At 40.2% G+C, this 23015-nt stretch carries 16 protein-coding genes; 8 read left to right on the forward strand and 8 right to left on the reverse strand.

Annotated features, from left to right (window positions below; translation table 11 throughout):
* Positions 1-7 precede the first annotated feature (7 nt).
* The 6 genes from SANK73390_RS21060 to SANK73390_RS21085 all read right to left on the reverse strand — a co-directional run bounded on the left by SANK73390_RS21060 (position 8) and on the right by SANK73390_RS21085 (position 10389).
* Entirely contained in the window at positions 8-2491 is a 2484-nt protein-coding gene (locus tag SANK73390_RS21060) for a glycogen/starch/alpha-glucan phosphorylase (protein WP_462768278.1), read from the reverse strand.
* Complete coding sequence (gene glgX, locus SANK73390_RS21065) at positions 2484-4529, reverse strand: glycogen debranching protein GlgX (RefSeq protein ID WP_462768279.1); 2046 nt, start codon at positions 4527-4529, stop codon at positions 2484-2486. The genes SANK73390_RS21060 and glgX overlap by 8 nt, the downstream gene beginning before the upstream one ends.
* Positions 4530-4532: 3 nt before the next feature.
* Positions 4533-6761, reverse strand: a complete 2229-nt coding sequence (gene glgB / locus SANK73390_RS21070) for a 1,4-alpha-glucan branching protein GlgB (protein ID WP_462768280.1) — start codon at positions 6759-6761, stop codon at positions 4533-4535.
* Positions 6758-8743: a 4-alpha-glucanotransferase gene (gene malQ, locus SANK73390_RS21075; RefSeq protein ID WP_462768281.1), complete on the reverse strand. Its 1986-nt coding sequence runs from the start codon at positions 8741-8743 to the stop codon at positions 6758-6760. Before malQ ends, glgB begins: the two co-directional genes overlap by 4 nt.
* Before the next feature lie 8 nt (positions 8744-8751).
* A complete protein-coding gene (locus SANK73390_RS21080; protein ID WP_462768282.1) occupies positions 8752-9054 on the reverse strand; it encodes an isoamylase early set domain-containing protein in 303 nt (100 codons plus the stop codon).
* Between the two features lie 906 nt (positions 9055-9960).
* Positions 9961-10389: an Lrp/AsnC family transcriptional regulator gene (locus SANK73390_RS21085; protein ID WP_462768283.1), complete on the reverse strand. Its 429-nt coding sequence runs from the start codon at positions 10387-10389 to the stop codon at positions 9961-9963.
* Positions 10390-10551: 162 nt separating this feature from the next.
* On the opposite strand from SANK73390_RS21085, the gene SANK73390_RS21090 reads away from it, so the two are divergent.
* The 3 genes from SANK73390_RS21090 (at position 10552) to SANK73390_RS21100 (ending at position 13688) form a co-directional block, all read left to right on the forward strand.
* The gene (locus SANK73390_RS21090) at positions 10552-11757 is read left to right on the forward strand and encodes an aspartate aminotransferase family protein (protein ID WP_462768284.1); all 1206 of its coding nucleotides are present in this window, start codon (positions 10552-10554) and stop codon (positions 11755-11757) included.
* Between the two features lie 40 nt (positions 11758-11797).
* Positions 11798-12817, forward strand: coding sequence for an arginine N-succinyltransferase (gene astA / locus SANK73390_RS21095; RefSeq protein WP_462768285.1), 1020 nt, complete (start codon positions 11798-11800; stop codon positions 12815-12817).
* Positions 12818-12884: 67 nt separating this feature from the next.
* Positions 12885-13688 carry a 2-oxoadipate dioxygenase/decarboxylase family protein gene (locus tag SANK73390_RS21100; protein ID WP_462768286.1) on the forward strand — a complete coding sequence of 268 codons (804 nt, stop codon included), beginning with the start codon at positions 12885-12887 and terminating at the stop codon, positions 13686-13688.
* A gap of 64 nt (positions 13689-13752) precedes the next feature.
* On the opposite strand, the gene SANK73390_RS21105 is transcribed toward SANK73390_RS21100, so the two are convergent.
* Entirely contained in the window at positions 13753-16716 is a 2964-nt protein-coding gene (locus SANK73390_RS21105; RefSeq protein ID WP_462768287.1) for a TonB-dependent receptor domain-containing protein, read from the reverse strand.
* Between the two features lie 600 nt (positions 16717-17316).
* On the opposite strand from SANK73390_RS21105, the gene SANK73390_RS21110 reads away from it, so the two are divergent.
* Positions 17317-18642 carry a DUF2252 family protein gene (locus tag SANK73390_RS21110; protein WP_462768288.1) on the forward strand — a complete coding sequence of 442 codons (1326 nt, stop codon included), beginning with the start codon at positions 17317-17319 and terminating at the stop codon, positions 18640-18642.
* Between the two features lie 286 nt (positions 18643-18928).
* Here the strand turns inward: SANK73390_RS21110 and SANK73390_RS21115 are convergent, their stop codons facing one another.
* The gene (locus SANK73390_RS21115; protein ID WP_462768289.1) at positions 18929-19138 is read right to left on the reverse strand and encodes a hypothetical protein; all 210 of its coding nucleotides are present in this window, start codon (positions 19136-19138) and stop codon (positions 18929-18931) included.
* An 82-nt stretch (positions 19139-19220) separates the two neighbouring features.
* Here SANK73390_RS21115 and SANK73390_RS21120 point away from each other — a divergent pair, with 82 nt between their 5' ends.
* The 4 genes from SANK73390_RS21120 to SANK73390_RS21135 all read left to right on the forward strand — a co-directional run bounded on the left by SANK73390_RS21120 (position 19221) and on the right by SANK73390_RS21135 (position 23007).
* Positions 19221-19490, forward strand: a complete 270-nt coding sequence (locus SANK73390_RS21120) for a DUF3081 family protein (protein WP_462768290.1) — start codon at positions 19221-19223, stop codon at positions 19488-19490.
* 4 nt (positions 19491-19494) lie between these two features.
* Complete coding sequence (locus SANK73390_RS21125) at positions 19495-19803, forward strand: hypothetical protein (RefSeq protein WP_462768291.1); 309 nt, start codon at positions 19495-19497, stop codon at positions 19801-19803.
* Positions 19796-21256 (forward strand): cryptochrome/deoxyribodipyrimidine photo-lyase family protein, encoded by a 1461-nt coding sequence (locus tag SANK73390_RS21130; protein WP_462768292.1) that lies wholly within the window; start codon positions 19796-19798, stop codon positions 21254-21256. Before SANK73390_RS21125 ends, SANK73390_RS21130 begins: the two co-directional genes overlap by 8 nt.
* Positions 21257-21414: 158 nt before the next feature.
* The gene (locus tag SANK73390_RS21135; RefSeq protein ID WP_462768293.1) at positions 21415-23007 is read left to right on the forward strand and encodes an AbgT family transporter; all 1593 of its coding nucleotides are present in this window, start codon (positions 21415-21417) and stop codon (positions 23005-23007) included.
* Positions 23008-23015: the final 8 nt, after the last annotated feature.

The raw sequence follows: 23015 nt of genomic DNA on the forward strand, positions 1-23015 counted from the left end.
TCGTGGTCTATTGCATTGGCGACAAGCGCCAAATTTCGTCGCAATATTGCGAAATTGTTCGGTCACTGGAAAAACTTCCACTGGCCGCAGTATTTAAAATACTCATGCGTGTCCAAGTCGGCTGATCTAAGTAGGTATCAGATGCTTTTTGTTGTGCTTCTATGTAGCTTGCAAAATCGTAAGCAGTCAGCCATGGGTCTTGAGGGCTTGTAATCGCGTTGATAAGGTCGTCAAAAATACCCGGTTCAAGTAAGTTAAAATGACCGCTTTCTAGCAAACGCAGAACTGAACTTAATTGAGGGTCTTGTGAAATAATTTGTTGAGGATTGTAGTGTTTGCGTATTTCATCGGTTTGCTCGGCGTGAGCACCAAAAAGGAAAAAATTATCGGCGCCAACATTATCGCGAATTTCAATATTTGCACCATCTAGCGTGCCAATGGTTATCGCGCCATTCATCATAAACTTCATGTTCCCAGTGCCAGATGCCTCTTTACCAGCCGTGGATATTTGCTCTGATAAGTCTGTTGCCGGGCAAATAGTTTCCATGGCAGTCACATTGTAATTTGGAAAGAATGCGACTCGAAGATATTGACTTGCCTTCTCATCGCTATTAATGACGCTTGCAACATTATTAATAAGTTTAATTATTTTTTTTGCAATGTAATAACCTGGTGCAGCTTTACCACCAATTAAAACACATCGTGGTGCCATTGAACTTACATCGCCTTTTAAAATGCGATCGTATAAGTGGATAACATGTAATACGTTAAGTAATTGGCGTTTGTATTCGTGAATACGCTTTACTTGAACGTCAAACATCATGTTGACATCAAACTCAATGCCACAGCGCTTTTCAACTAGGTCACATAGCTTTTGCTTGTTGATATTTTTAACTGCTTGCCATTGTTTATGAAACTTTTCATCATCGTAATAACGGCGTAACTTTTCAATTTCGCTAAAGTTCGCAACCCAACCTGTGCCTATTTTCTCATTAATGAGGGTGCTTAGTTCTGGATTACAATGTGCAAGCCATCGTCTTGGTGTAACACCATTGGTTTTGTTGTTGAATTTTTCAGGCCAAAGCTCATAAAATGTTTTAAATAACCCAGACTTAAGTAATTCGGTATGTAGTGCTGCTACTCCATTAATAGAATAGCTACCAACGATAGCCAAGTACGCCATGCGAACCTGTGGTACGTCTCCTTCTTCTATTAGTGATAGCTCTCGTTGCTTATTAATATCACCAGGCCATTGTAACGAAACCTGCTTAAGAAAACGGGCGTTTATTTCGTAGATAATTTCTAGCAATCTAGGGAGTAACTTTTCAAACAATGGGACTGACCACTTTTCGAGTGCTTCAGGCAATAAGGTATGATTGGTATAAGCCATAGTTTGTGTGGTTATCTGCCAAGCTTGGTCCCAACTTAGCTCATAGGCGTCTACAAATAGGCGCATTAGCTCAGCAACAGCAATGCTAGGGTGGGTATCGTTTAATTGAAAAACATGATATTCGGCAAAGTCACTAAAATTTGCACCATATTGCTCAACCCACTGTACTAAAACGTCCTGCAAACTAGCACTGGATAAAAAATATTGCTGGCGTAAACGTAGTTCTTTACCATTTTCACTGCTGTCATTGGGGTACAGAACCATAGTAATTTGTTCTGCAAGATTTTTTCTAGCCACTGCTTCTGAATAACTACCTGCATTAAACTCAGATAAGTCAAATTCGTCCGTTGCGCCAGATTTCCATAACCGCAAGGTATTAACAACCCCATTTTGATAACCGGGAATTGGTACATCATAAGGTACAGCGAGCACATCTTGTGTATCTACCCAAGCTCTGTGCTCTTTACCACTTTTATCTTGAAATGTTTCAACATGACCAAAAAACTTAATGCGTTGCGATTGCTCTGGTGCAGCAAGCTCCCAAGGGTGTCCTTCACGAAGCCAATTATCGGGTTGCTCTACTTGGTGACCTTGTTCCAAGGTTTGATTAAACATGCCGTATTCATAACGAATACCATAACCAACTACCGGTAAAGCAAGGCTTGCACAGCTATCTAAAAAGCACGCAGCAAGGCGACCTAATCCCCCATTACCTAAGCCTGCATCATGCTCTGCATCACCTACATTTTCAAGGTTTGTGCAGTATTGCTGGAGTGCACTTGATACGCTAGATTGTAAGTCTAAATTTAACACTGCATTGCCCAGAGCCCGTCCCATCAAAAATTCTAGTGATAAGTAGGCCGCTTTGCGTGTTTTACGTTGTTTTAGAAACTGATTTGTTGCTCTACAGCGAGACACTAATCTGTCTCTAATAGTCATAGCCAATGCATGATAAAGGTACAATTGAGACTCACCTAACTTGTCTCGGCCTAATGTATAATAGAAATGACGCATTAAGTCATCATTGAATGTATCTTCATTAAGTTTTGGTGCTTCTTGCCAATGCTTTACTACGCACACGTCAGCATTTTTTTTAGCCATGTGTGATTCCTTCTTTTACGGATGTAAAAACCCAACTAGATTGGGGGGAAATAGAAATTGAATTTTCAATGTGCTCGACTGACTTGCAGCTTGTTAAGGCCAATTGCCACTGCTGGCTAAATACAGGTTCGGGAAATGTCATATCGACAGGTTCTAAACTAGCGTTAAACATGATAAGTAACGCCTTTTGCTGTTGATTATCGACAAGCATGTAAACAAGCCATTTGCGATTTTGTTCATGCCACTGTTGAGGTTGCATGGGTTGACCCTGTTCATTAAGCCAATGGACGCAAAACCGATTGTCGTTAGCATGAATGAAGAATGCGTGTGTAAATGCCGCAAACTGTTGGCGTAAAGCGACTAACTCTTTAATAAAAAAAGTTAAGGTATGATTAAATTGAGACGTTTTCCATGCTAACCAGTTACTACGATTATCTTGGCAATAGGCATTGTTATTGCCCCCTTGGGAATGATCGAACTCACTGCCTGCACAAAGCATTGGAACGCCTTTAGATAAAAATAATGTTAATAGGGCATTTTTTTGCATTTTTAAGCGCAGGGAGATGATTTTTGGGTTGGTAGAAAACCCTTCTTGACCACAGTTCATCGAGTGATTGGCACCGTGTCCATCTAAATTTTGCTCGCCATTGGCCTCATTATGTTTATTTTCATAACTTACCCAGTCAGCGAGAGTAAAGCCATCGTGGCTAGTAATAAAATTTATTGAACTTAGAGGTCCACGTAAATTATGCTCGAACAAATCATGAGAGCCATGTACGCGTTTTGCAAGCTCAGGTAATACGCCTTCATCGCCTCGCCAAAAGCGCCTAACAGTATCGCGATATTTATCATTCCACTCACGCCAAGGTGCAGGGAATGCGCCTAGTTGATAGCCTCCTGGTCCAATATCCCATGGCTCTGCTATTAACTTCACGTCTTGTAGAATGGGGTCTTGCATGATTGTTTGCAAAAAAGTGTGGTAGCGATTAAAACCATTTATATTTCTGGCTAAGATTGATGCTAGATCAAATCTAAAGCCATCGACACCCATTATTTCGACCCAATAACGTAAACTGTCTAATACTAAGGTTAACGCAAAAGGGTCATCTATATTGAGTGTGTTTCCGCAGCCAGTGTCATTGATATACACATCGGGCTGATTGAGAATACTTCGATAATAGCCCTGATTATTCAGGCCCTTAAGACTCAGTGTCGGCCCATCTACGCCTGCCTCAGCTGTGTGGTTGTAAACTACATCTAAAATCACCTCGATACCAGCTTGGTGAAGCGCCTTAATCGTTGCTTGAAACTCGCTAATATCATCGCTTGCTAAATACGCTTTATGTGGGGTAAAAAAGTTTAAGGTGTTATATCCCCAATAATTAGTAAGCCCTTTTGTAGTTAGGAACTGTTCACTTACAAACGCATGAACTGGCAAAAGCTCTAATGTTGTTACACCTAAACTTTTAAGATGCTTGATAAAGGCAGGTTCTGCCAGCGCTTTAAGTTTACCTCGAAGCGAACGGGGTATTTCAGGGTGTCGAGCTGTTGCCCCTTTTACATGACATTCATAAATGAAGGTTTTTGACCATGGCACATTAGGTTTTTTGCCATCGTATTTACGCAGTGCAACCACTTTAGATTTTGGCATATCAATGGCGTTATCAAGCTGACTCAATTTACCGACTGGCATATGACAAAAGTGTCGTTCACTCCAAGTAAACTCACCATGTAAATCTTTGCTATATGGGTCAAGAAGTAGCTTGTGTGCGTTAAATAATTTACCTTTTTGTGGAGCATAGTCACCATCGGCTCTATAGCCATAAAGACTACCAACGGGTAAGGGGTATATCAATAAGCTCCAAACTCCCCCTTCATTCATATACATTTCAATGCGTGCGACTTCTGTGTGACCGCTGCTATCAAACAGGCACAGACAAACCGATTTAGCTGCGGGGGCATAAACTGCAAAATTAACGCCCTCTTCAACAATCGTGCTGCCAAGTGGGCGACAGCTCCCCAGTCTTGAATTTAACATGGTTTAACCCGTTATCCAGTGTAAATAAAGGGTTGCTAAAGGTGGAATACTAATAACAATACTATGTTCAAAACCATGGGAGGGTGTTGGCTGTGTTTGTACCAGCTGTTGCTTAGAACCGACCACTTTTATACCCGAACCAAATAGCGGCTCATCGTCTGTATTGAGCACCACTTCATATACGCCAGCTTTTGGCACACCCATTCGATATTGATGATAAACTTGTGGTGTTAAGTGGCTAATTACGATTAATAACTCTTTACTCTCTTTACCAAAACGAGCGAAGCTAAATAAGCTTTGCGATGCATTATTACAATCTATCCACTGAAAACCAGCGGGCGTATGGTCACATTCGTACAAAGCAGGCGTCGAGGTATACAGTTTATTGAGTTTTTTTACAGTACATTGAATGCCATTGTGTGATGCATGCTCAAGTAGGTCCCAATCGAGTCCTTGATTGTGGTCCCACTCCTGTCGACTTGCTAATTCACTGCCCATAAATAACAGCTTTTTGCCCGGGTGCGCATACATAAATGCAAAATAGGCTCTCAAGTTGGCAAACTGCTGCCAGTCATCACCTGGCATTTTACTCAGCAGTGACCCTTTACCATGAACTACCTCATCATGACTTAAAGGCAATATATAGTTTTCTGAATAAGCATAAGCCATTGAAAAGGTCATTTCATGATGGTGGTGTTGACGATAAAGTGGGTCGCGGCTCATATAACTCAGACTATCGTTCATCCAGCCCATATTCCATTTAAAACCAAAGCCAAGTCCATTATTGTCAACACTGTTGGTGACGCCGGGCCATGCTGTTGACTCTTCAGCTACCATCATAATGCTTGCATCAGTTCCGTAGCACCTTTTATTCACTTGTTGTAAGCAGTCGATAGCACCTAAATTTTCACGTCCGCCATACTGATTGGCAATCCATTCACCATCCTTACGGCTATAATCTAAATACAGCATCGATGCGACAGCATCAACACGTAAACCATCAATTTTGAATTCTTTTAACCAATAAATTGCATTTGCGAGTAAAAAGCTTTTAACCTCTGGGCGGTCATAGTTATAAATATAGGTATTCCAATCAGGATGAAAGCCTTGTCGCATGTCGGCGTGTTCATATAAATGCGTACCATCAAACTTATGTAGCCCATGGGGGTCTGATGGGAAGTGTCCAGGCACCCAGTCAATGAGTAGGCCAAGATCTGCGTCATGACAGCGTTCGGTAAAGTACACAAAATCCTCAAAACTACCAAAGCGACTTGAAGGGGAGAATAAGCCCACGGGTTGATAGCCCCATGAGCCATCAAATGGGTATTCGCTAATAGGCATAAGCTGTAAATGAGTAAAGCCCATGTCTTTGACATAAGGAAGCAAGTCGTCAGCAAGCTCCCTGTAAGTCAAATAGCGATTACCCTGCTCAGCGCGGCGTTTCCATGAACCTAGATGGACTTCATAGATGCTAACAGGCGCACTCACATGGTTACGCTTCGCTCTAGCTGCTTGCTGTTGTTTTGTGAGTGGTTTGTGCTCTATTAGTGGTTGTAGTACGGATGCTGTACTTGGTGCCTGTTGCATTTTAAATGCAAATGGGTCGGCTTTGTCTTGCTTATTCCCATATGCATCCGTAATAGAATATTTATAACACTGATTGGCCGTAAGCTCTGGTATGAATAGCTCCCAAATACCACTTGCAGGATGAAACCTCATAAAGTGCTCACAGCTATTCCAGCAGTTAAAGTCGCCAATAACAGAGACGCTTTGAGCGTTTGGCGCCCAAACTGAAAACCGTACACCTTCAATACCTTCATGCGTTATAAAGTGCGCACCTAAATGATGATAGGCATGCTCTAACGTACCTTCATTAAATAAATACAGTGCTTGTTCGTCTAAATGGCAACCAAAACGGTATACATCATGTTTGATTTGCTTGCTTTTACTATAAATTATAGTGAACTTGTTTTGGTGAGTGAGGACACTTGCTGTAGTTGTTAACAAAAATAAATCACTATTTAGATACCGCTTGAGCGGTTGAGATGTGCCTGCAATTTCAACACTAACGGATTTAGCACCAGGCATGTACGCTCTAAGCTCATATTCTAGTGCATCTGTAAGGTGAAGGCCTAAAAACGAAAAGGGGTCTGAGAAACAGCCATTTTGGAGCGCATCAAGTTGTTTTGAGTAATCGCGAACGGGTTTGTCTGGTGATACTACGCTGTTCATAATCCTTTCCTGCTTTGAGTTAACGTTTTAATAAAATCGCTTCTGTTGATAAATATGTCACGAACACTTTGTGATAACCTGCGTCGCCAGTTTGGGTATTCAAGGTAAGTTCCTGGAATGTTAACGGGCAAGGCTTGTTCATCTAAGTCGTCAAGTTGTAAACACAACATCGATACTGTTGATTTTGCTAGCACATAAAGTAAGTTTTCATACACTTCACGCGCTTCACTTTGTGCATGCAAATGAGTCACACCTGCATTTGTAAACCAGTGTAGTAGTTTTATTTTTTCTGCTGTTCGCTTAGCTCGTTCAGAGGCTAATGCATTATCAGCTAACAGCTTATATTGTACTTTTATGGATAAGTCTTGTGCCTGCCACCATGCCGCAAAAGGCGGCACATCATGATTTGCTACCATGAGTAAAGCTTGGTGCCTTAACTGTGTTGGGGGAATAAATTCGCCGTGTTGATCTTTTTCAAAATAAAAGAGAATATTACCAAGCATATTAGCGTCTTGCATTGCGGTTTTAATTTCAGGCGGCACAACACCAAGATCTTCACCAATTATCATGTTTTTTTGTAACTGAGACTCTATCTTGAGTAATGCAATGAGGTGTTCAAATGGATAATAGACGTAACAACCTTGGGCTTTATTGTTGATATTAAAGCACCACCACAAACGCCTAATGGCCATAACATGATCAATCCTTAATCCACCAACTGAGGCCATGTTACTACGCAGCAATTGCTTAAAAAATGCATATTTATTTTTGCTTAGTTGCATCGGATTAAGTGCGGGGAGCCCCCAGTCTTGACCCGACTCAGCCCAGGGGTCAGGTGGCGCACCAATATGCGCATCTGCGGCATAAAGATCTTGGTTTACTTTATATTCGAGGCTATCTTGTGAGCAGCCAACTGCCAAGTCATTGATTAGGCCAATAGCCATTCCCTTTTTTATACACAGTTGTTGGCAATTATTGAGTTGTTGGTGTGCTAAATATTGCCAGTAGATAGCGCACTCATCATTATTGAATACTTTAAGCTGAGCAGCGAATTGTTGTGTAAACGCAATGAACTTATCATGATGTTGCTGGGTTTTATTGTGCTTAAAGTGAGTATACACAGCTGTTAAAAGGTCATACTTGTATTCACTAATTAATTTATAATCAATAAAAGGCTGTTGTTTTTGTGCTTGCAGTGACACTAAGCACTGCTGATAATCGTTCTGTAATTGTTCACTCATTGCATATTCTTGCGTACGGTCAATTGCAATGTACAGTGGATTTAATAAACACCGATGATTTGGACTGTATGGACTCACCTTATGCTGCTGATTTGTAAACAACAAGTGTAAGGGATTTAATAGTATATAATCACAGTCACTTTGCGCGCTATGTATGATTAGCTCATCAAGGTCAGCAAAATCGCCAATGCCTAGGTTTCTATCGCTATATAAAGTATATAGTTGCACTGAAATACCCGTAGTAGGGTGTGTTGTTTGCTTGTAGCATTCGTTGGGAACCGACCAAATTTGGGTATTATACTGCCCTTCAGGTAGATTAATTTTTGCGTCAAAATAGCCTGCTGGCATCCCCATTATTTGATAAGCAACTTCGACATAGCGAGTATCTTCATGAATAAACTCGCCAACAATCATTCCTTTGCTCAAGTCAAATTGATATTCATAGTTAAGATTTTTAATATGAATACTCGCAATACCATGACATTGATAATCTGGCATGCGAACTTTAAACAAAGTGTCCTTTTGTTCAACAATACTAACGTCACCTACAGCAACTAACCAAGGCGCAATATCCAGTTCAAAATTGAGTTTATTAATCTGTTTTTGATTTGCTGTGTCAATCCCACAACAACGCAGTGCTTGTGAACGAGTTTGCTCATCAAACACAACGTGTTCGCCTGTATACTTTATAAAATCGTAGCCAATGCCGTGCAAATAATATAGCTGAGATAACCCCTGCATAAGCGGAACTACGCTAAACGCTGAGTATTTACGATGCTATTTTCTGTACCAAAATTATTTGGTACATAGGCGTCTGCTTGATTGTCGTTGTCCCAAAGTTTACCATCAATAAGGTATTTAAAATGGTATTGTTTATCGATAGGAAGCCGTTTTTTAAGCTTAAATACTTTGTCTTTTTTGACAAATTTCATTGCCATAGGTTTCCAATCAGTAAACTCAGCGACAAGTTCAACTTTTTGGGCGTTTGGGTGTACAAATTCAAAAGTGACTTCAGCTTCTTCTTTCGTTTTAAAAAAGCGTTTGGTTAACATAGCAGGCTCCAAATAAACCATAGTGATGGTAAATTAATCCTTGCCACAGTGCCGTGCCTTTAACTGCTTAACAATCGGAAACAGTGGTAATCATATCAACAGTAAATCAAACTTGTGTTTACGCAATATGACAGTGCATTTTTAATTAAAATTGCACCATAACAGTGCAGTTTTAATTAAGATCAGGCTGTGCTAAGGGTTCTCATCGTAGTAGAGCAAAACACAGACCAACTATTTAGAGCACTAAGCTAATACCAAGCCTTACTGCTGTAAAGTGAATAAAATTAATATAACACTCAATAAGTTAGAGTAACTTTACTTGCGTGGGGGAAAACTATTGCATTATTATGAGTAACTAGTGCTTTGTAAGATAATAAAAATATGTATACAGATATAAATGGGTATTTGTGATGGTAAACTTAGCTAGATGTGACTAAAAAGCAAACTGCTAATAATGATAGCTATTTGTATTCGTCAGTAACATATTAAAGATAAATTTTTAGTGTTTAGAGTGCTTTTAAGTAGTCAAAACGGATGTGGTAATTACTTACAATAAAGCAATAGTTAATCTGGAAATGTAAATCAAAATAAAAAACTTTTGCGTGGTAGTAATTACACACGTTACTAAGTTCTAGCAAAAAATAACTGTGGATAGAAAGTAATTGCTGATTTCTATTAGTAACATAGGCCATAAACGGTGATTTTGATTAAGGTATTGTTTATATTTACTATATTTTAGGTGGCATTATAGTCAGTTAGACAAAAGTACTAGAATGCTAATTGAGTTGCATCAACTCGATATTAAATGGCGTTGCAGTTAGCGTTTAAATTTAGTCTCTAAAATAACCGATGAATTCGTTCGTTCTACCCCTTCTAAATTGCCAATGTTATCAAGAATTGTGCTCGTTAGCGTTTAAATTTAGTCTCTAAAATAACCGATGAATTCGTTCGTTCTACCCCTTCTAAATTGCCAATGTTATCAAGAATTGTGCTCAGTTGTTGTAAATTCTGAGCTTCAACTACAGCTATCATGTCGTATTCACCGCTGATTGCATACAGCGCACTAATATTATTTAAATGCTTTAATGCGATGTTGGTTTTAGTGGTCAACTTTTGTTTAACTTTAATTGATACATGGGCTTCAACGAGTTCTGATAAATACTCTTTACCAAACTCAACGCTGTAGCCTTGGATAACACCCGATTGTTCGAGTTTTTGCAGCCTACTTTGTACAGTAGAGCGCGATAAGTCTAAGCTTCTTGCTAATTCTGAAATACTTGCACGGGCGTTTGAGCGTAATAGAGCAATTAGCTTTTCATCGTGTGAATTTATCATTTTGAATAAAAGAATCGTTAATTTACTTCTTATTTTAATCAATTTGAGTAAAATTGCACTGCAAATTTACTTTGAACAACGTAATAATGAAGATAATTAGGCATCTTTAAAATTGTATAAAAAAGGTGCGTTCAAATTGAAGTAAAATAAGAGGACGTCGTCATGCAAACAAACCGCGAATTATTTGATCAGGTTATGGTACCAAATTATAACCCATCAGAAGTGATCCCTGTAAAAGGCAAAGGGTCACGAGTATGGGATCAAAAGGGCGACGAATACATTGATTTTGCAGGCGGTATTGCTGTTAACTGTCTTGGTCATTGTCACCCTGCACTAGTAAATGCATTAACTGAGCAAGGTCAAAAGTTATGGCATTTATCAAATGTAATGACTAATGAGCCAGCCTTACGTTTGGCAAAAAAAATAACCGATGCCACATTTGCAGATAAAGTTTATTTTGCAAACTCTGGTGCTGAAGCAAACGAAGCTGCACTTAAACTCGCACGCCGTTTTGCATTAGATAAGCATGGTGAAGATAAAACACAAATTATTGCATTCAATAAAGGTTTCCACGGGCGTACATTTTTTACTGTGACTGTAGGTGGGCAAGCAGCTTACTCTGATGGCTTTGGCCCAAAACCTGCTGATGTAGTTCATTGTGATTACAATGACCTAGCTGCATTTGAAGCATTAATTAGTGATAAAACATGTGCTGTTATGATGGAGCCCTTGCAAGGTGAAGGCGGTATCATCAGTCCAACTAAAGAGTTTGTAAAAGGTGTTCGCGCTTTGTGTAACAAGCACAACGCACTATTGATTTTTGATGAAGTACAGTCGGGTGTTGGCCGCACTGGTGAGCTTTATGCTTATCAAGGTTTAGACGTAACACCAGATATATTAACGACAGCAAAAGCCCTTGGTGGAGGTTTCCCTATCGGTGCGATGATCACAACGACTGATATTGCCAAGCACCTAAAAGTAGGTACTCATGGGTCTACTTACGGTGGTAACCCGCTTGCCTGTGCGGTAGCAGAAGCTGCATTTGATACAGTGAATAACTCAGAGGTGTTAGCCCAAGTTAAGCATAAAGAGCAGCTATTTCGTGATGGCTTAAATGCCATTAATGAAAAATACAATGTATTTGCTGAGGTTCGCGGTAAAGGTTTGTTATTAGGAGCTGTATTAAATGACAGCTTTAAAGACCGCGCTCGTGACTTTTTAGTGGCTAGCACCAAGCATGGTCTTATGACTCTAGTAGCCGGTACAAATGTTATTCGTTTTACCCCATCACTGGTTATACCTGATGAAGACATTACTGCGGGCTTGGCGCGTTTTGAGATGGCAGTCTCTGACGTGGTAAACGGCTAATAGGTATGAGAGGTGGTAACACCTCTCATTGATTGCAATTATGCAGATACTTAGACCAATAAACAGCAATGATTTTGCTGCTTTTAAACAGATAGCCATAGAATCTGGTCATGGCTTTACTTCATTGCCAGTGGATGATGATTTATTACAAGAGAAAATCTCTCGCTCAGAACGTAGCTTCGCTAAACAATTAAATAAACCCTTTGATGAGGGGTATGTTTTTGTGCTTGAAGACAGTGAAACGGGTGAAATCATGGGCACTACCGCCATCGAGGCGGCAGTGGGTATGCAAATTCCTTTGTATCACTACCACTTAGGCAAAACAGTACATCACTCGCGTACGCTTGGTGTATACAATACCGTCGATATTTTAAGCATGTGTAATGATTACACCGGTTGCTCAGAGATATGTACACTATTTTTACGTGAACCATTTCGTAAAGGTCTAGCGGGTCGGTTTTTAAGTCGTTCGCGTTTTGTATTTATGGCTGATCACGAAACACGTTTCGCACAAACTGTTATAGCTGAAATGCGTGGTGTGAGTGATAATAATGGCCGCTCACCATTTTGGCAGTGGTTGCAAGAGCACTTTTTCAGCATTGAGTTTCCTCAAGCGGATCATTTGGTTGGCTTAGGCGATAAGGTGTTTATAAGTGAGCTGATGCCAAAATACCCTATCTATGCCAATTTACTAAGTGAGCAAGCACAAGCTGTTATCGGCCAAGTTCATGAAAAAACCAAACCAGCACTAAAACTATTAGAAAAGGAAGGGTTTGAGCACCGAGGGTATATTGACTTGTTCGATGCAGGTCCTACTGTTGAAGCTAAGCTTAGCAATATCCGAACCGTACAGCACTCTGTAGTGGCTAAGGTGAGCATTCATAGCAATATCAGTGGCCAAGCTCGTGCTATTTCAAACCAAGGTTTAACCAGCTTTAAAGCGACTTTTACTGATAAATGTTCATATGATAGCACCACTAAAACATTGAGTATCGAACCCTGCGTAGCCCAAGCTTTGGGGCTTGAAGCGGGTGATTCTGTTAGAACATTTACTTTATAAACTTGCTGCGTCGCGCTTAATCGCACCAAGTTAACGCGGTGATAGCCGCACAATTAAGGAACCCATTATGCACAACAATGTTGATCAACTATTTGACAAACTTTGGAGCAACTACCTGTCAGTTACGCCTTCAGCAGTGAAGGTACATGAGCTGTTAGGGTCAACACAAAAAGATGATGTGATTAATGATCACATCGCACTTCGTACCTTTAACCATGAGAAGGTTGGGCTAGAAAAATTAGCGGCCCACTTTATAGCAGTTGGTTATAAAGAGTGTGGCGAATACCACTTTGAAGCAAAGAAGTTATACGCTAAGCACTATGAGCATTCAGACCCAACAAAGCCAAAAGTATTTATTTCAGAGTTATTAGTAGAGCAATGCTCACCAGAGCTGCAAGCTATTATCAATGACATGGTTGAGCAGATTGATGAAAGTGCAGTGACCGCTGAGGACTTCTTATATTCTGGTACGCATTGGCAAGTGAGCCATGAAATATATCAACAGCTTTTACAAGAAAGTGAATATGCGGCTTGGATGTCTGCATGGGGATATCGTGCTAATCACTTTACTGTGAGTATTAATTATTTATCTGGGTTTAATACGATTGAAGCGGTTAACCAAGCACTTAAAGATGCAGGTTTTGCGCTTAATACATCTGGTGGCGAAATTAAGGGCTCTGCTGAAGTTTTGTTAGAACAGTCTTCGACTTTGGCTGACCACCACAGCGTTACATTCAGCGATGGTGAGTTTAAGATCCCAAGCTGTTTTTATGAATTTGCATTGCGTTATGAGCAACCAAACGGTGAAGTTTACACAGGGTTTGTAGCAGCCTCTGCTGACAAAATCTTTGAAAGCACCAATGCCCGATAATACGAGCAATTCATAAAAAAGCAGAGCATCAGCTCTGCTTTTTTACATATAAGTTTTGATTTATTTAGAAACTATATTTTACGCCGGCACGGTATGTACGACCAATTGCGTCGTAATACATGTTACCTTGGTTTAGTAATGGAAGCTTTGGTGGTTTTTTGTTAGCAAAATTATTTATGCCAAGATAGACGACTATTTCATCAGATGCTTGATAATTTACGCGCAAATTGTGAGTGGTATAACTTGCTACTTGATTACCAAACTCTGATGGGTAATATTCGTCAGATCGGGTTTTATTAAAGGTAGAGCTCCCTACATAGTTACTATTTATACTCGCCGTAAGGTCTTCATATTGATAGGTTGTACTGATATTTGCTCTAACGCGAGGGTACTCTCGGTTACCCGCTTGATTTTCAATAGGTTGCCCACTTTTAGGGTTTTGTTCCGAAATACGTTCATCAAGATATGAGGCATTCACTCTAAAACTTAAGCGACCCAATGCTAAATCAAAGCCTAGCATCCCTTCTACGTCGACACCACTTGCCGAAAACCTAGCAGCATTAATGCTATTTACGCCGACATATAAAATATTACCGTTGTCTGCACGCTTTACCTTGTCACAGAAGTTGCTATCTAATTGTGAGCCATCTACGCAGTTTTCAAGCACATCAGTGCCGTCTATCTCTGTTATCGCGTCAGTTATTTCAATATCCCAATAATCAATTGCTAGGTTAAAATCAGCACTTGGTGTATAGGTTAAACCAACTGTTAAAGTATCCGCTGTTTCTGGCTTGAGCTGCTCATTACCGCTGGTTTGTTGTAATACAGTACCAAAAGAAGCATTCGATACAAATTCTTCACTTAGACCTAAAGCTGCACAGTTTGCCTTACGGTTAGCTGTTGCTGCAGCATTAGCGGTTAGGTTTGTATTATGGCATGGGTCTGTAAAGTTATTTGCACCTGCTGAACTAGGTGCAAATAATTCTTGTACATTGGGTGCCCTGACCGCTCTAGAAAAGCTAACCCTACTACCAATGTCATACCCTATTTGCCAATTAAAACCTGTTTTGTAAGTAAAGTCGCCTCCAGTTATGCTGTTGTCTGCATATCGTCCAGCAACTTCAAAATCAAGACTTTCAATAAGCGGCAAGTCTGATAGTAGCGGAACGCTTACCTCCGCAAATAACTCTTTAACATCATAGCTACCTTCAACAGGGCTTAAAAATATGTTGGTTTCTGCACTTTGCCCAGTGGTCAGCCCAACTAACCCAAGGCCAATACCGTTTTCATCTCGGCCATAAGTAAGGGGGTCAGGTAAATTTGATGATTGCTCTTTGCGGTATTCTAACCCAGCAGCAAATGCAATAGGACCAAGACTTGTTGACCCTAAATCACCATTTACCACAAAACTTGCGAGCGTTTGTTTCATCTTTTGTTGGCGGTGAAGTATTACGCCAGCGTACGCTAAAGCTTCTGCGGAAGCTTGCTTGAAAATCGGATTGTATGCGACACATGATGAATCTGATGTATCACGACATACGGCTTCTCCAGCCTCATTGGTCGTTGCATCTAGTGCGCGATAATAACGCTCGTTATAAGTAGTTTGCTCGTAAATATCACCGTCTACTTGTCCATGTTGAATGTAAAATTCATAGTCATAATCACTAAACTGCCCTTCGCCACCAAAGGTAAACTGTTTCGTTTCACGTGTGTTATCGGCGCTTGAAGGTAAGCCGACAACGGCTAGGCCTACTTCTGTTAAACCTCGCTCTTGCATCAATGGGCGCAAACCTTCAGGTAAAAACGGGTTATCAAGTTTTAGTGATACTAAAGGGCCAAAGTTGTCATCGTGAAAGATACTTGCTTGGCCTGTAGCAAAAGACTCAACCTTAGCGTATTTAGCATTAGCAAAAATAGTTAAGTCATCTGCAATGTCATAGCGGGTGCCAAAATCAAATAAAAATCGATCGCTTGGGGCAACAAGGTAGATTGTTTCAGGAGTCCTAAATCCATCACCTCCATCACACGTTACAGGTCCACTACAAAATGCGCCATTTTCAAAAGGCCTAAAGCGCCCATCAGCTCTGTCGATTGTGAATGTGTCATACCCTACTTTACCAAAAGGAAACTCAATTGGGTCATTTGCAAATGTTGGCACAGGTGCTTGTGTAATTGGCATATCACCAAAGAAGTAATTGTCGTTAGGTACATAAATTAACCCTTCAGCGCTGAGTGCTTGAAACCGTAAATCATTGACAAATAAAGTATCGGGAATTCCGTCATTAGGCCCTGTATTATCTGGATTTGACAAAAATGAATGATTTAAGTTGGCATAGTTTCGGCTGGTTGCTTTTACTTCATCTTTTTTAGAATAGGTTGCATGTACTGTAAAGTTACCTTTTCCATTGGCAAAGTCTTGGCCAAAAGTAATTGACAGGTCGTTGCTTTTGGCATCACCCTCAGCGCTTTCGCCGTAAGAGGCGTCAATATCAAAACCAACAAAGTCCTTTTTCATGATGAAGTTAACAACACCGGTTACTGCATCTGCGCCATAAATTGCAGACGCCCCACCGGTTATAATCTCTACTCGTTCAACCAGTGCTGTTGGGATCATTGATAAGTCGACTGCTGAGTTACCTGCATCCCCAGGCACATGGCGACGCCCATTAACCAATACTAAACTTCGTTCAGTGCCTAAGCCACGTAAGTTGACTAATTCTTGTCCCGCTGTTGAGAGTCCGGAACCATTTTGATCGCGTGCTGTAACACCACCTACGCCGTCAATCATAGCAGGTAGCTTATGCATTAAATCGCCAATATTTTTTACACCCGACATTTCGATGGCTTTTGCATCTAAAACGGTGGTTGGTGTTGTCATTTGCGCACTAGAACGGGCTATGCGAGAGCCTGTGATCTGAATCTTTTCTACTTCTTCTGCGCCTGTTTGTTCGGCTGCATAGCCAGTTGTGCCTCCAGCTAAAAATACTGCCACACTTAGGGCTATTTTACTGTGGTTAAAATTACGCATACTACATCCTATCGGTTTGTTTATTATTATATGTGAGCGTTTGACTATCTGGTCAAAGCACAACAACTGCCAAATCAAGTATTGAGTGAAGTTGATTTCGCATACCTATAGGTAATGAAAAAAATGCTACGTAGTCAATTTGAAGACAGATTTAATTGCATCATTTTGTGTATTGAAATTCTTACGAAACGATTAAAAAGTAATCTGTGAGATACAGTGAGATAATCTCAGATATACCGTGAATTCATCTTGTATATTGACGAATGTGCAATGCCGAGCTACTGTTTAAGGTTGAATTGGCTTTGCCAGTAGGGTTTTCTGACTTAACTTCCCCCCAGTTACTCAAAATTATAACCAAAGTGCCTTCTGATCCGTTTCTTAGATTAAATAAGAAATTAATTTGTTTCTTGCAACAACTTGTTTTAATAATTTTCAAAACTTAAAACTAAGCAAGTCTAAGTCATATTATTGCAACTAAATTGTCACATCCTTTAGCTAGCGTGTGGTAAAGTATTTAGAAGTTTTTACCTCTACTTGATGGTTTATAGTTCACTCTAAACCATTAATAGGAAACTTATCTGTTAATGTGAAGGAGTTAATATGAACAGGCAGACTCAAATAGAAGTAATATTGACCAACATTGATTGTGTCCGGCCAGTTGGAACACTACAAAAACACATAAAAATGGCCAGTAGCCCATTTCTATTTTTAAGGGGCAGCGCAGCGTTGATGTATCATGACTTTGCTAACGGTAATATTGCATTGCCCGCTGTGCTTTTTGAGATGCCTTTAACAAGTATTCTTGGCGATTGCCATACAGGAAACTTTGGGTTTATTAGTGAAGAAGGCTCTCATGGCGACACCATCATTTTTACGGCCAATGATTTTGATGATGCATGTATTGGTCATGCTGTTTGGGATCTATTTCGTTTTGTGACAAGTCTATTTTTGGCTCGACATCATGCAAGCGACCAACAAATGACATCTAGTGATATAAAGGTTAGACAAAAACCTTTGGTTTCTAAAGAGCAAGTTTTTGCAGGCGCTCAAGCTTTTGTTGACTCGTATCTCGAAGCATGCCAGCTGTCTGTCGACAATAAACTAACAACGCAATCAGCTGTATCTGAGTTTGATAATGAACATATTCTGTATAAGCGTTGGCAAAAAGCGCTACAAAGAAAAGCAGGTGGCGCGGCGTTCAAGACAAATAGTACTTTAGCTAAAGAGCTAGACTTTAATACTTTACCTTTAGCATTTAAGCATGATGAACACCGTTTTAAACGTTTGCCTGAGCAAACTTATAATGACATAGTCGACACATTTTTACCTTATGTTGATGATTACATATTAGATGTTGTTGAGCGTTTAAGCGCAGGAACCGGTTCGCATAACCTAACGCGATATTACGTGTTAGTTGGGCCTGAATCTGCAAAAATGTGTGCTGAAGATTTCCACTTGTGTCATATCGTAGAGATAAAACAGCAGCGCCTTGCTGCCCCCTTAAATTACTTTACTAAACTGAGTCCAATAAACCGGCTTAATGCAGCTCATTTGACTGTAAACTGCCAACGTAAAATGCAGCGTCGCCCAGATATTGTGCTGGATGATGTTTATTGGCAGGCAAAGCATTGGCTAGTTCGCTCTAGGCACCATGCAAGGGTTGGGTGTGAACCGGAAGATTTTATGCTTGGTAAACGAGCGGCACAAAAAAATGGTTTTGAACAATATGCAGCCAGTTGTGGCCACACGCTCGCACTAGCCCACATGCGTGGTGATAGGCGTTCTACCTTGTTTCAACAAGCATGTATAGAGAAGATAACGCCGCAAATAGACAGCTTAATATATGCAGCGCAGCAGTATGCGATTATCGTCCAGTCAGATCAAGAGTTACTTCAGGCTTTGCTTCGAAATGGTCAAGCAAAGTAAGTCTTGCGCAAAATGTAATTCTCCCTGGTAATGTTCTTTGGCTTCTTTTTTGAGTGGTTCTAGCATACCAGGGCCATGGTAGCGCACCCTAAAGTGGGTAAGCGGTATGCGTTTAATAGCATACTTGTTTGCAAATTCGGCAATTATACCCGAATGACTGCTGCAAAAACTCACAGCAAAGATCAACAGCCCCTAAAGCAGGTATGAATAAACTGAATAAGTTTATGAGGTGCAATTCATGTCACAGGAGCGACTCTTCCATGCAAAGACATACTCGATAGCAAACCTAGTAATCCATAACAGTGTTCACCATGGATATGAGAGATGCAAATAACTGCCAATTTTGCTGGTGAAAGCTTTGCCTTAAGTAACTGAGTGCCTCGCCACAATCTATGAGTAACCACTGTTTTGATGTTTCAAAGCTTATTGCAGTCGCTGACATGTGGCGATAATTACTTGGGATGCCTGAAGGTGGTCCTAAAAATTGAATTTGCATAAACTCAGTGCTGTTAAAGCTTGTATTTTATTGATCCTACACCAATTCTAATACGTAGAATAACTTACTAATAGGAGTTGCAATGAAAAATGAAATAGATAGCAGAACCATTTTGAGTGTTTATGAGTATATTCAAAAACATGGTGAAGTTACATCTGACGGCAAGCTATATGGTGGTATAACAGCCTTTTCTGATATTGATGGATATACAATCTACTTTAAAGGCAGTGGTGTACTTATGCGATATGGGTTCCATAATACTTATCACCTAGATTATGAGCATGATAAGCATAAAGAAGACTTCCTTGTAAAAATAGAGTCGTTAAAAAAACAGCTAGAGAGTGACAAATAGCTATATGGCTAAAACAACGCGTAAGCTGAGCAATAATAAACATCAAAGTCGTGACTTTGAGTTTGTTGTTGCCGCTTTAAATGAATTAAAGGTACACCCAGAAAAGTTAGAAATCATCAAAACAAATTGTGCTGAATTTAAGCAGCAACCATACTTAAAGCGAGGTTTACTGCTCGCAGTGGAGCGTTTTGAGTGGGTATTTGCAATAGACGATGACGTACAACGAATCGCCAAACAAGTACTTGCAGATGATTATATAGGAAATCGTTTAAGGCGTTATCCACTTTTGTTTAAAGGTGTTATCTGTGATTAATGTGGTTTGGTTAAAGCGTGATTTTAGGATAGAGGATCATGCACCACTGAAGTACAGTCAAAAAAACAACTTACCCACTTTGTTTTTGTATGTCATAGAACCAAAATACTGGCAACTTAATGACACCAGCGCCAGGCAGTTTTATTTCATCTCGCAAACCATTCGTTCTTATGCAGCTGAGCTTGAGAAGCTTGGTGGTTTTTTGTGTATTCGATTTGGTAACGTAGTTGATATTTTGTCAAAAATTAATACTTGCTACCCAATCAGTGCGTTATTTTGTCATCAAGAAACGGGAAATAATTGGACATACGAAAGAGATAAACAAGTTTTTAATTGGTGTAACCTACAACACATTGGTATACATGAGTATCGTCAACAAGCTGTATTTCGGGGTAATATTAAAAGAGCAAATTGGCAAAAAATGGCAGCTCAGTGGCTAGATAGCCCATTAATCAGTGCGCCGAGTCGTCTCAATTCTTTAATAAATTTTCACAGCGGGTTAGAGTTATTAGACATATATCCAGGAAACGATAACTTTGTCGCCCAAAATATGCAGTTGGGTGGTATTCCTCATGCAAATGCTACCTTAAACAGCTTTTTTAATACGCGTATTAATAAATATTTGTATGGCATATCTAGCCCAGTAAGTTCAGTTTCAAGTAGTTCTAGATTAAGCCCCTACTTATGTTATGGCAGCTTAAGCTTAAAAAAAATAATCAATGATTCTTATGCTCTTTGTGTAAATAAACGACAAAAAGCAGGGTTTATTGCTCGGCTATATTGGCACAGTCATTTTGTGCAAAAATTAGAATCTGAACCACGCTATGAATTAGAGGCCGTGCATCGCTCCTTAATTAAAATGCGCGAAGGCGGGTTTGACGAAATCAACTTTGAGCGTTGGAAAGCGGGTTATACAGGTGTGCCATTTGTTGATGCCTGCATGCGCATGTTGATACATACTGGTTGGATTAACTTCAGGATGAGAGCGATGCTGGTTGCCTATGCTAGTTATCATTTATGGTTAGATTGGCCTAAAACGGCAGCTTACTTAGCAAGTACTTTTATCGACTATGAGCCGGGTATTCATTATCCTCAAATACAAATGCAATCGGGTACGACTGGCATTAACCCACCCAGAATTTATAACCCAGTAGCACAAGGGCAAAAGCTTGACCCTCAAGGTGATTTTATACGTCGCTATTTACCAGAGCTGGCGCATGTACCGAATGCCTATTTGCATACCCCTTGGCTTTATAGCGGTTTAAAAACTGACTTGTACGATAAACCAGATATATTACCAAAAGATGCAGCAAGACAAGCGAAGGCTAAAATATCAAGTTACTATAAGCGGTGTATAGATAGCTCTGAAACTCGGCGTGTCGTACGTGAACATGCATCTAGATCAAGTCGAGCAAATAATAAATTAGGTACAAATAAGCAACACCGCAGTTAATTGTCGTTGTTTTGATGAGCTAAAGTTTTTGAGGCGGTGGTAATATGTTCAAAACAAATATTTTATCCTATCTGAGTGGTCGGTCGACGAATCTTTGTGATTATAAAAGTAAAAAATGTTAAATTATCGCGATTTTTTAGATTTAGAGATTGTAAGCTATGTCAAATGTTACAGAGACGCAAGCCAAAAGCCAGCAAAGCAAGGGTTGGTTTAACCGCTTTTTAGCGACTGTAGAGTTTTTAGGTAATATGTTGCCTCACCCTATTACTTTGTTCGCGATGTTTTGTGTCGCCATTGTTGTTTTTAGTGGTATTGCTGATTGGATGGGGTTAAGTGCAATTGACCCTCGCCCTGAAGGTGCTAAGGGCAGAGATCCTGATGGTATTATTGAAGTCGTTAGTCTTTTAAGTGCAGAAGGTTTACAAAAAATTGTCACCGGTCTTGTTACGAACTTTACCGGTTTTGCTCCGCTTGGAACCGTGCTAGTGGCGTTATTAGGTGTGAGTGTAGCTGAGCATTCAGGACTATTATCAGCGGCAATGCGTGGCATGGTGATGGGCGCTTCAAAGCGGTTGGTCACTTTTATGGTGGTATTTGCCGCGATATTATCTAACACAGCATCTGAATTGGGTTATGTTGTACTTATACCTTTGGCTGCGATGATTTTCCATAGTTTAGGTCGTCACCCTTTGGCTGGCTTAGCGGCTGCCTTTGCAGGGGTATCAGGTGGGTATAGTGCAAATTTATTACTTGGAACGATTGATCCACTGCTGGCTGGTATTACAACACCAGCGGCACAAATGATAGACCCCACTTATCAAGTAGGTCCTGAAGCAAATTGGTACTTCATGATGATATCGGTCTTTTTGATTGCTATCGTAGGTACTCTAGTAACAGAGAAAATTGTTGAACCGCGTCTTGGTAAATATAACCCTAATGATGCAAGTATTGACTTAGGTGAAAACAACATAGAGCATTTGTCGGCAATTGAAAAGTCGGGGCTTAAATGGGCTGGTTTTTCATTACTAATAGTATCAGCTTTACTTGCGCTAACAATAGTGCCACAAAGTGGTATTTTACGTCATCCTGAGACAGGCTTAGTTGCTGGTTCACCTTTTTTAAAAGGGATTGTGGTATTCATCTTTGTGACATTTGCAATTCCTGGTTTTGTGTATGGTCGTGTCGTTGGCACGATGAAAAATGACCGTGACGTTATTGATGCGATGAGCAAATCAATGGGCTCAATGGGCATGTATATCGTATTAGTGTTTTTTGCTGCCCAATTTGTTGCGTTTTTTAAGTGGACTAATTTAGGTACGATTTTGGCAATAAATGGAGCTGCATTACTTACCGCGCTCAACCTGACAGGCCCTGAAGTATTTGTATTATTTATATTTATGTGTGCGCTAGTTAACCTAAGCTTAGGATCGTCATCAGCACAATGGGCCGTGACCGCACCGATATTTGTACCTATGTTAATGCTTGTTGGCTACGCACCAGAAACGATTCAAGCAGCATATCGAATTGGTGATTCAGTGACTAACTTAATAACGCCCATGATGAGTTACTTTGGCCTTATTTTAGCCGTTGCGACGAAGTACAAAAAAGATATGGGAATTGGTACTTTGGTTGCGACCATGCTGCCATACAGTATGTTTTTCTTTGTAGGCTGGGTACTGCTGTTCTACATTTGGGTATTTGGTTTTGGGCTGCCTGTTGGGCCGAACTCACCGATTTATTACACCCCCTAAAATACAAT

It is taken from the genome of Pseudoalteromonas sp. SANK 73390, assembly GCF_054966645.1.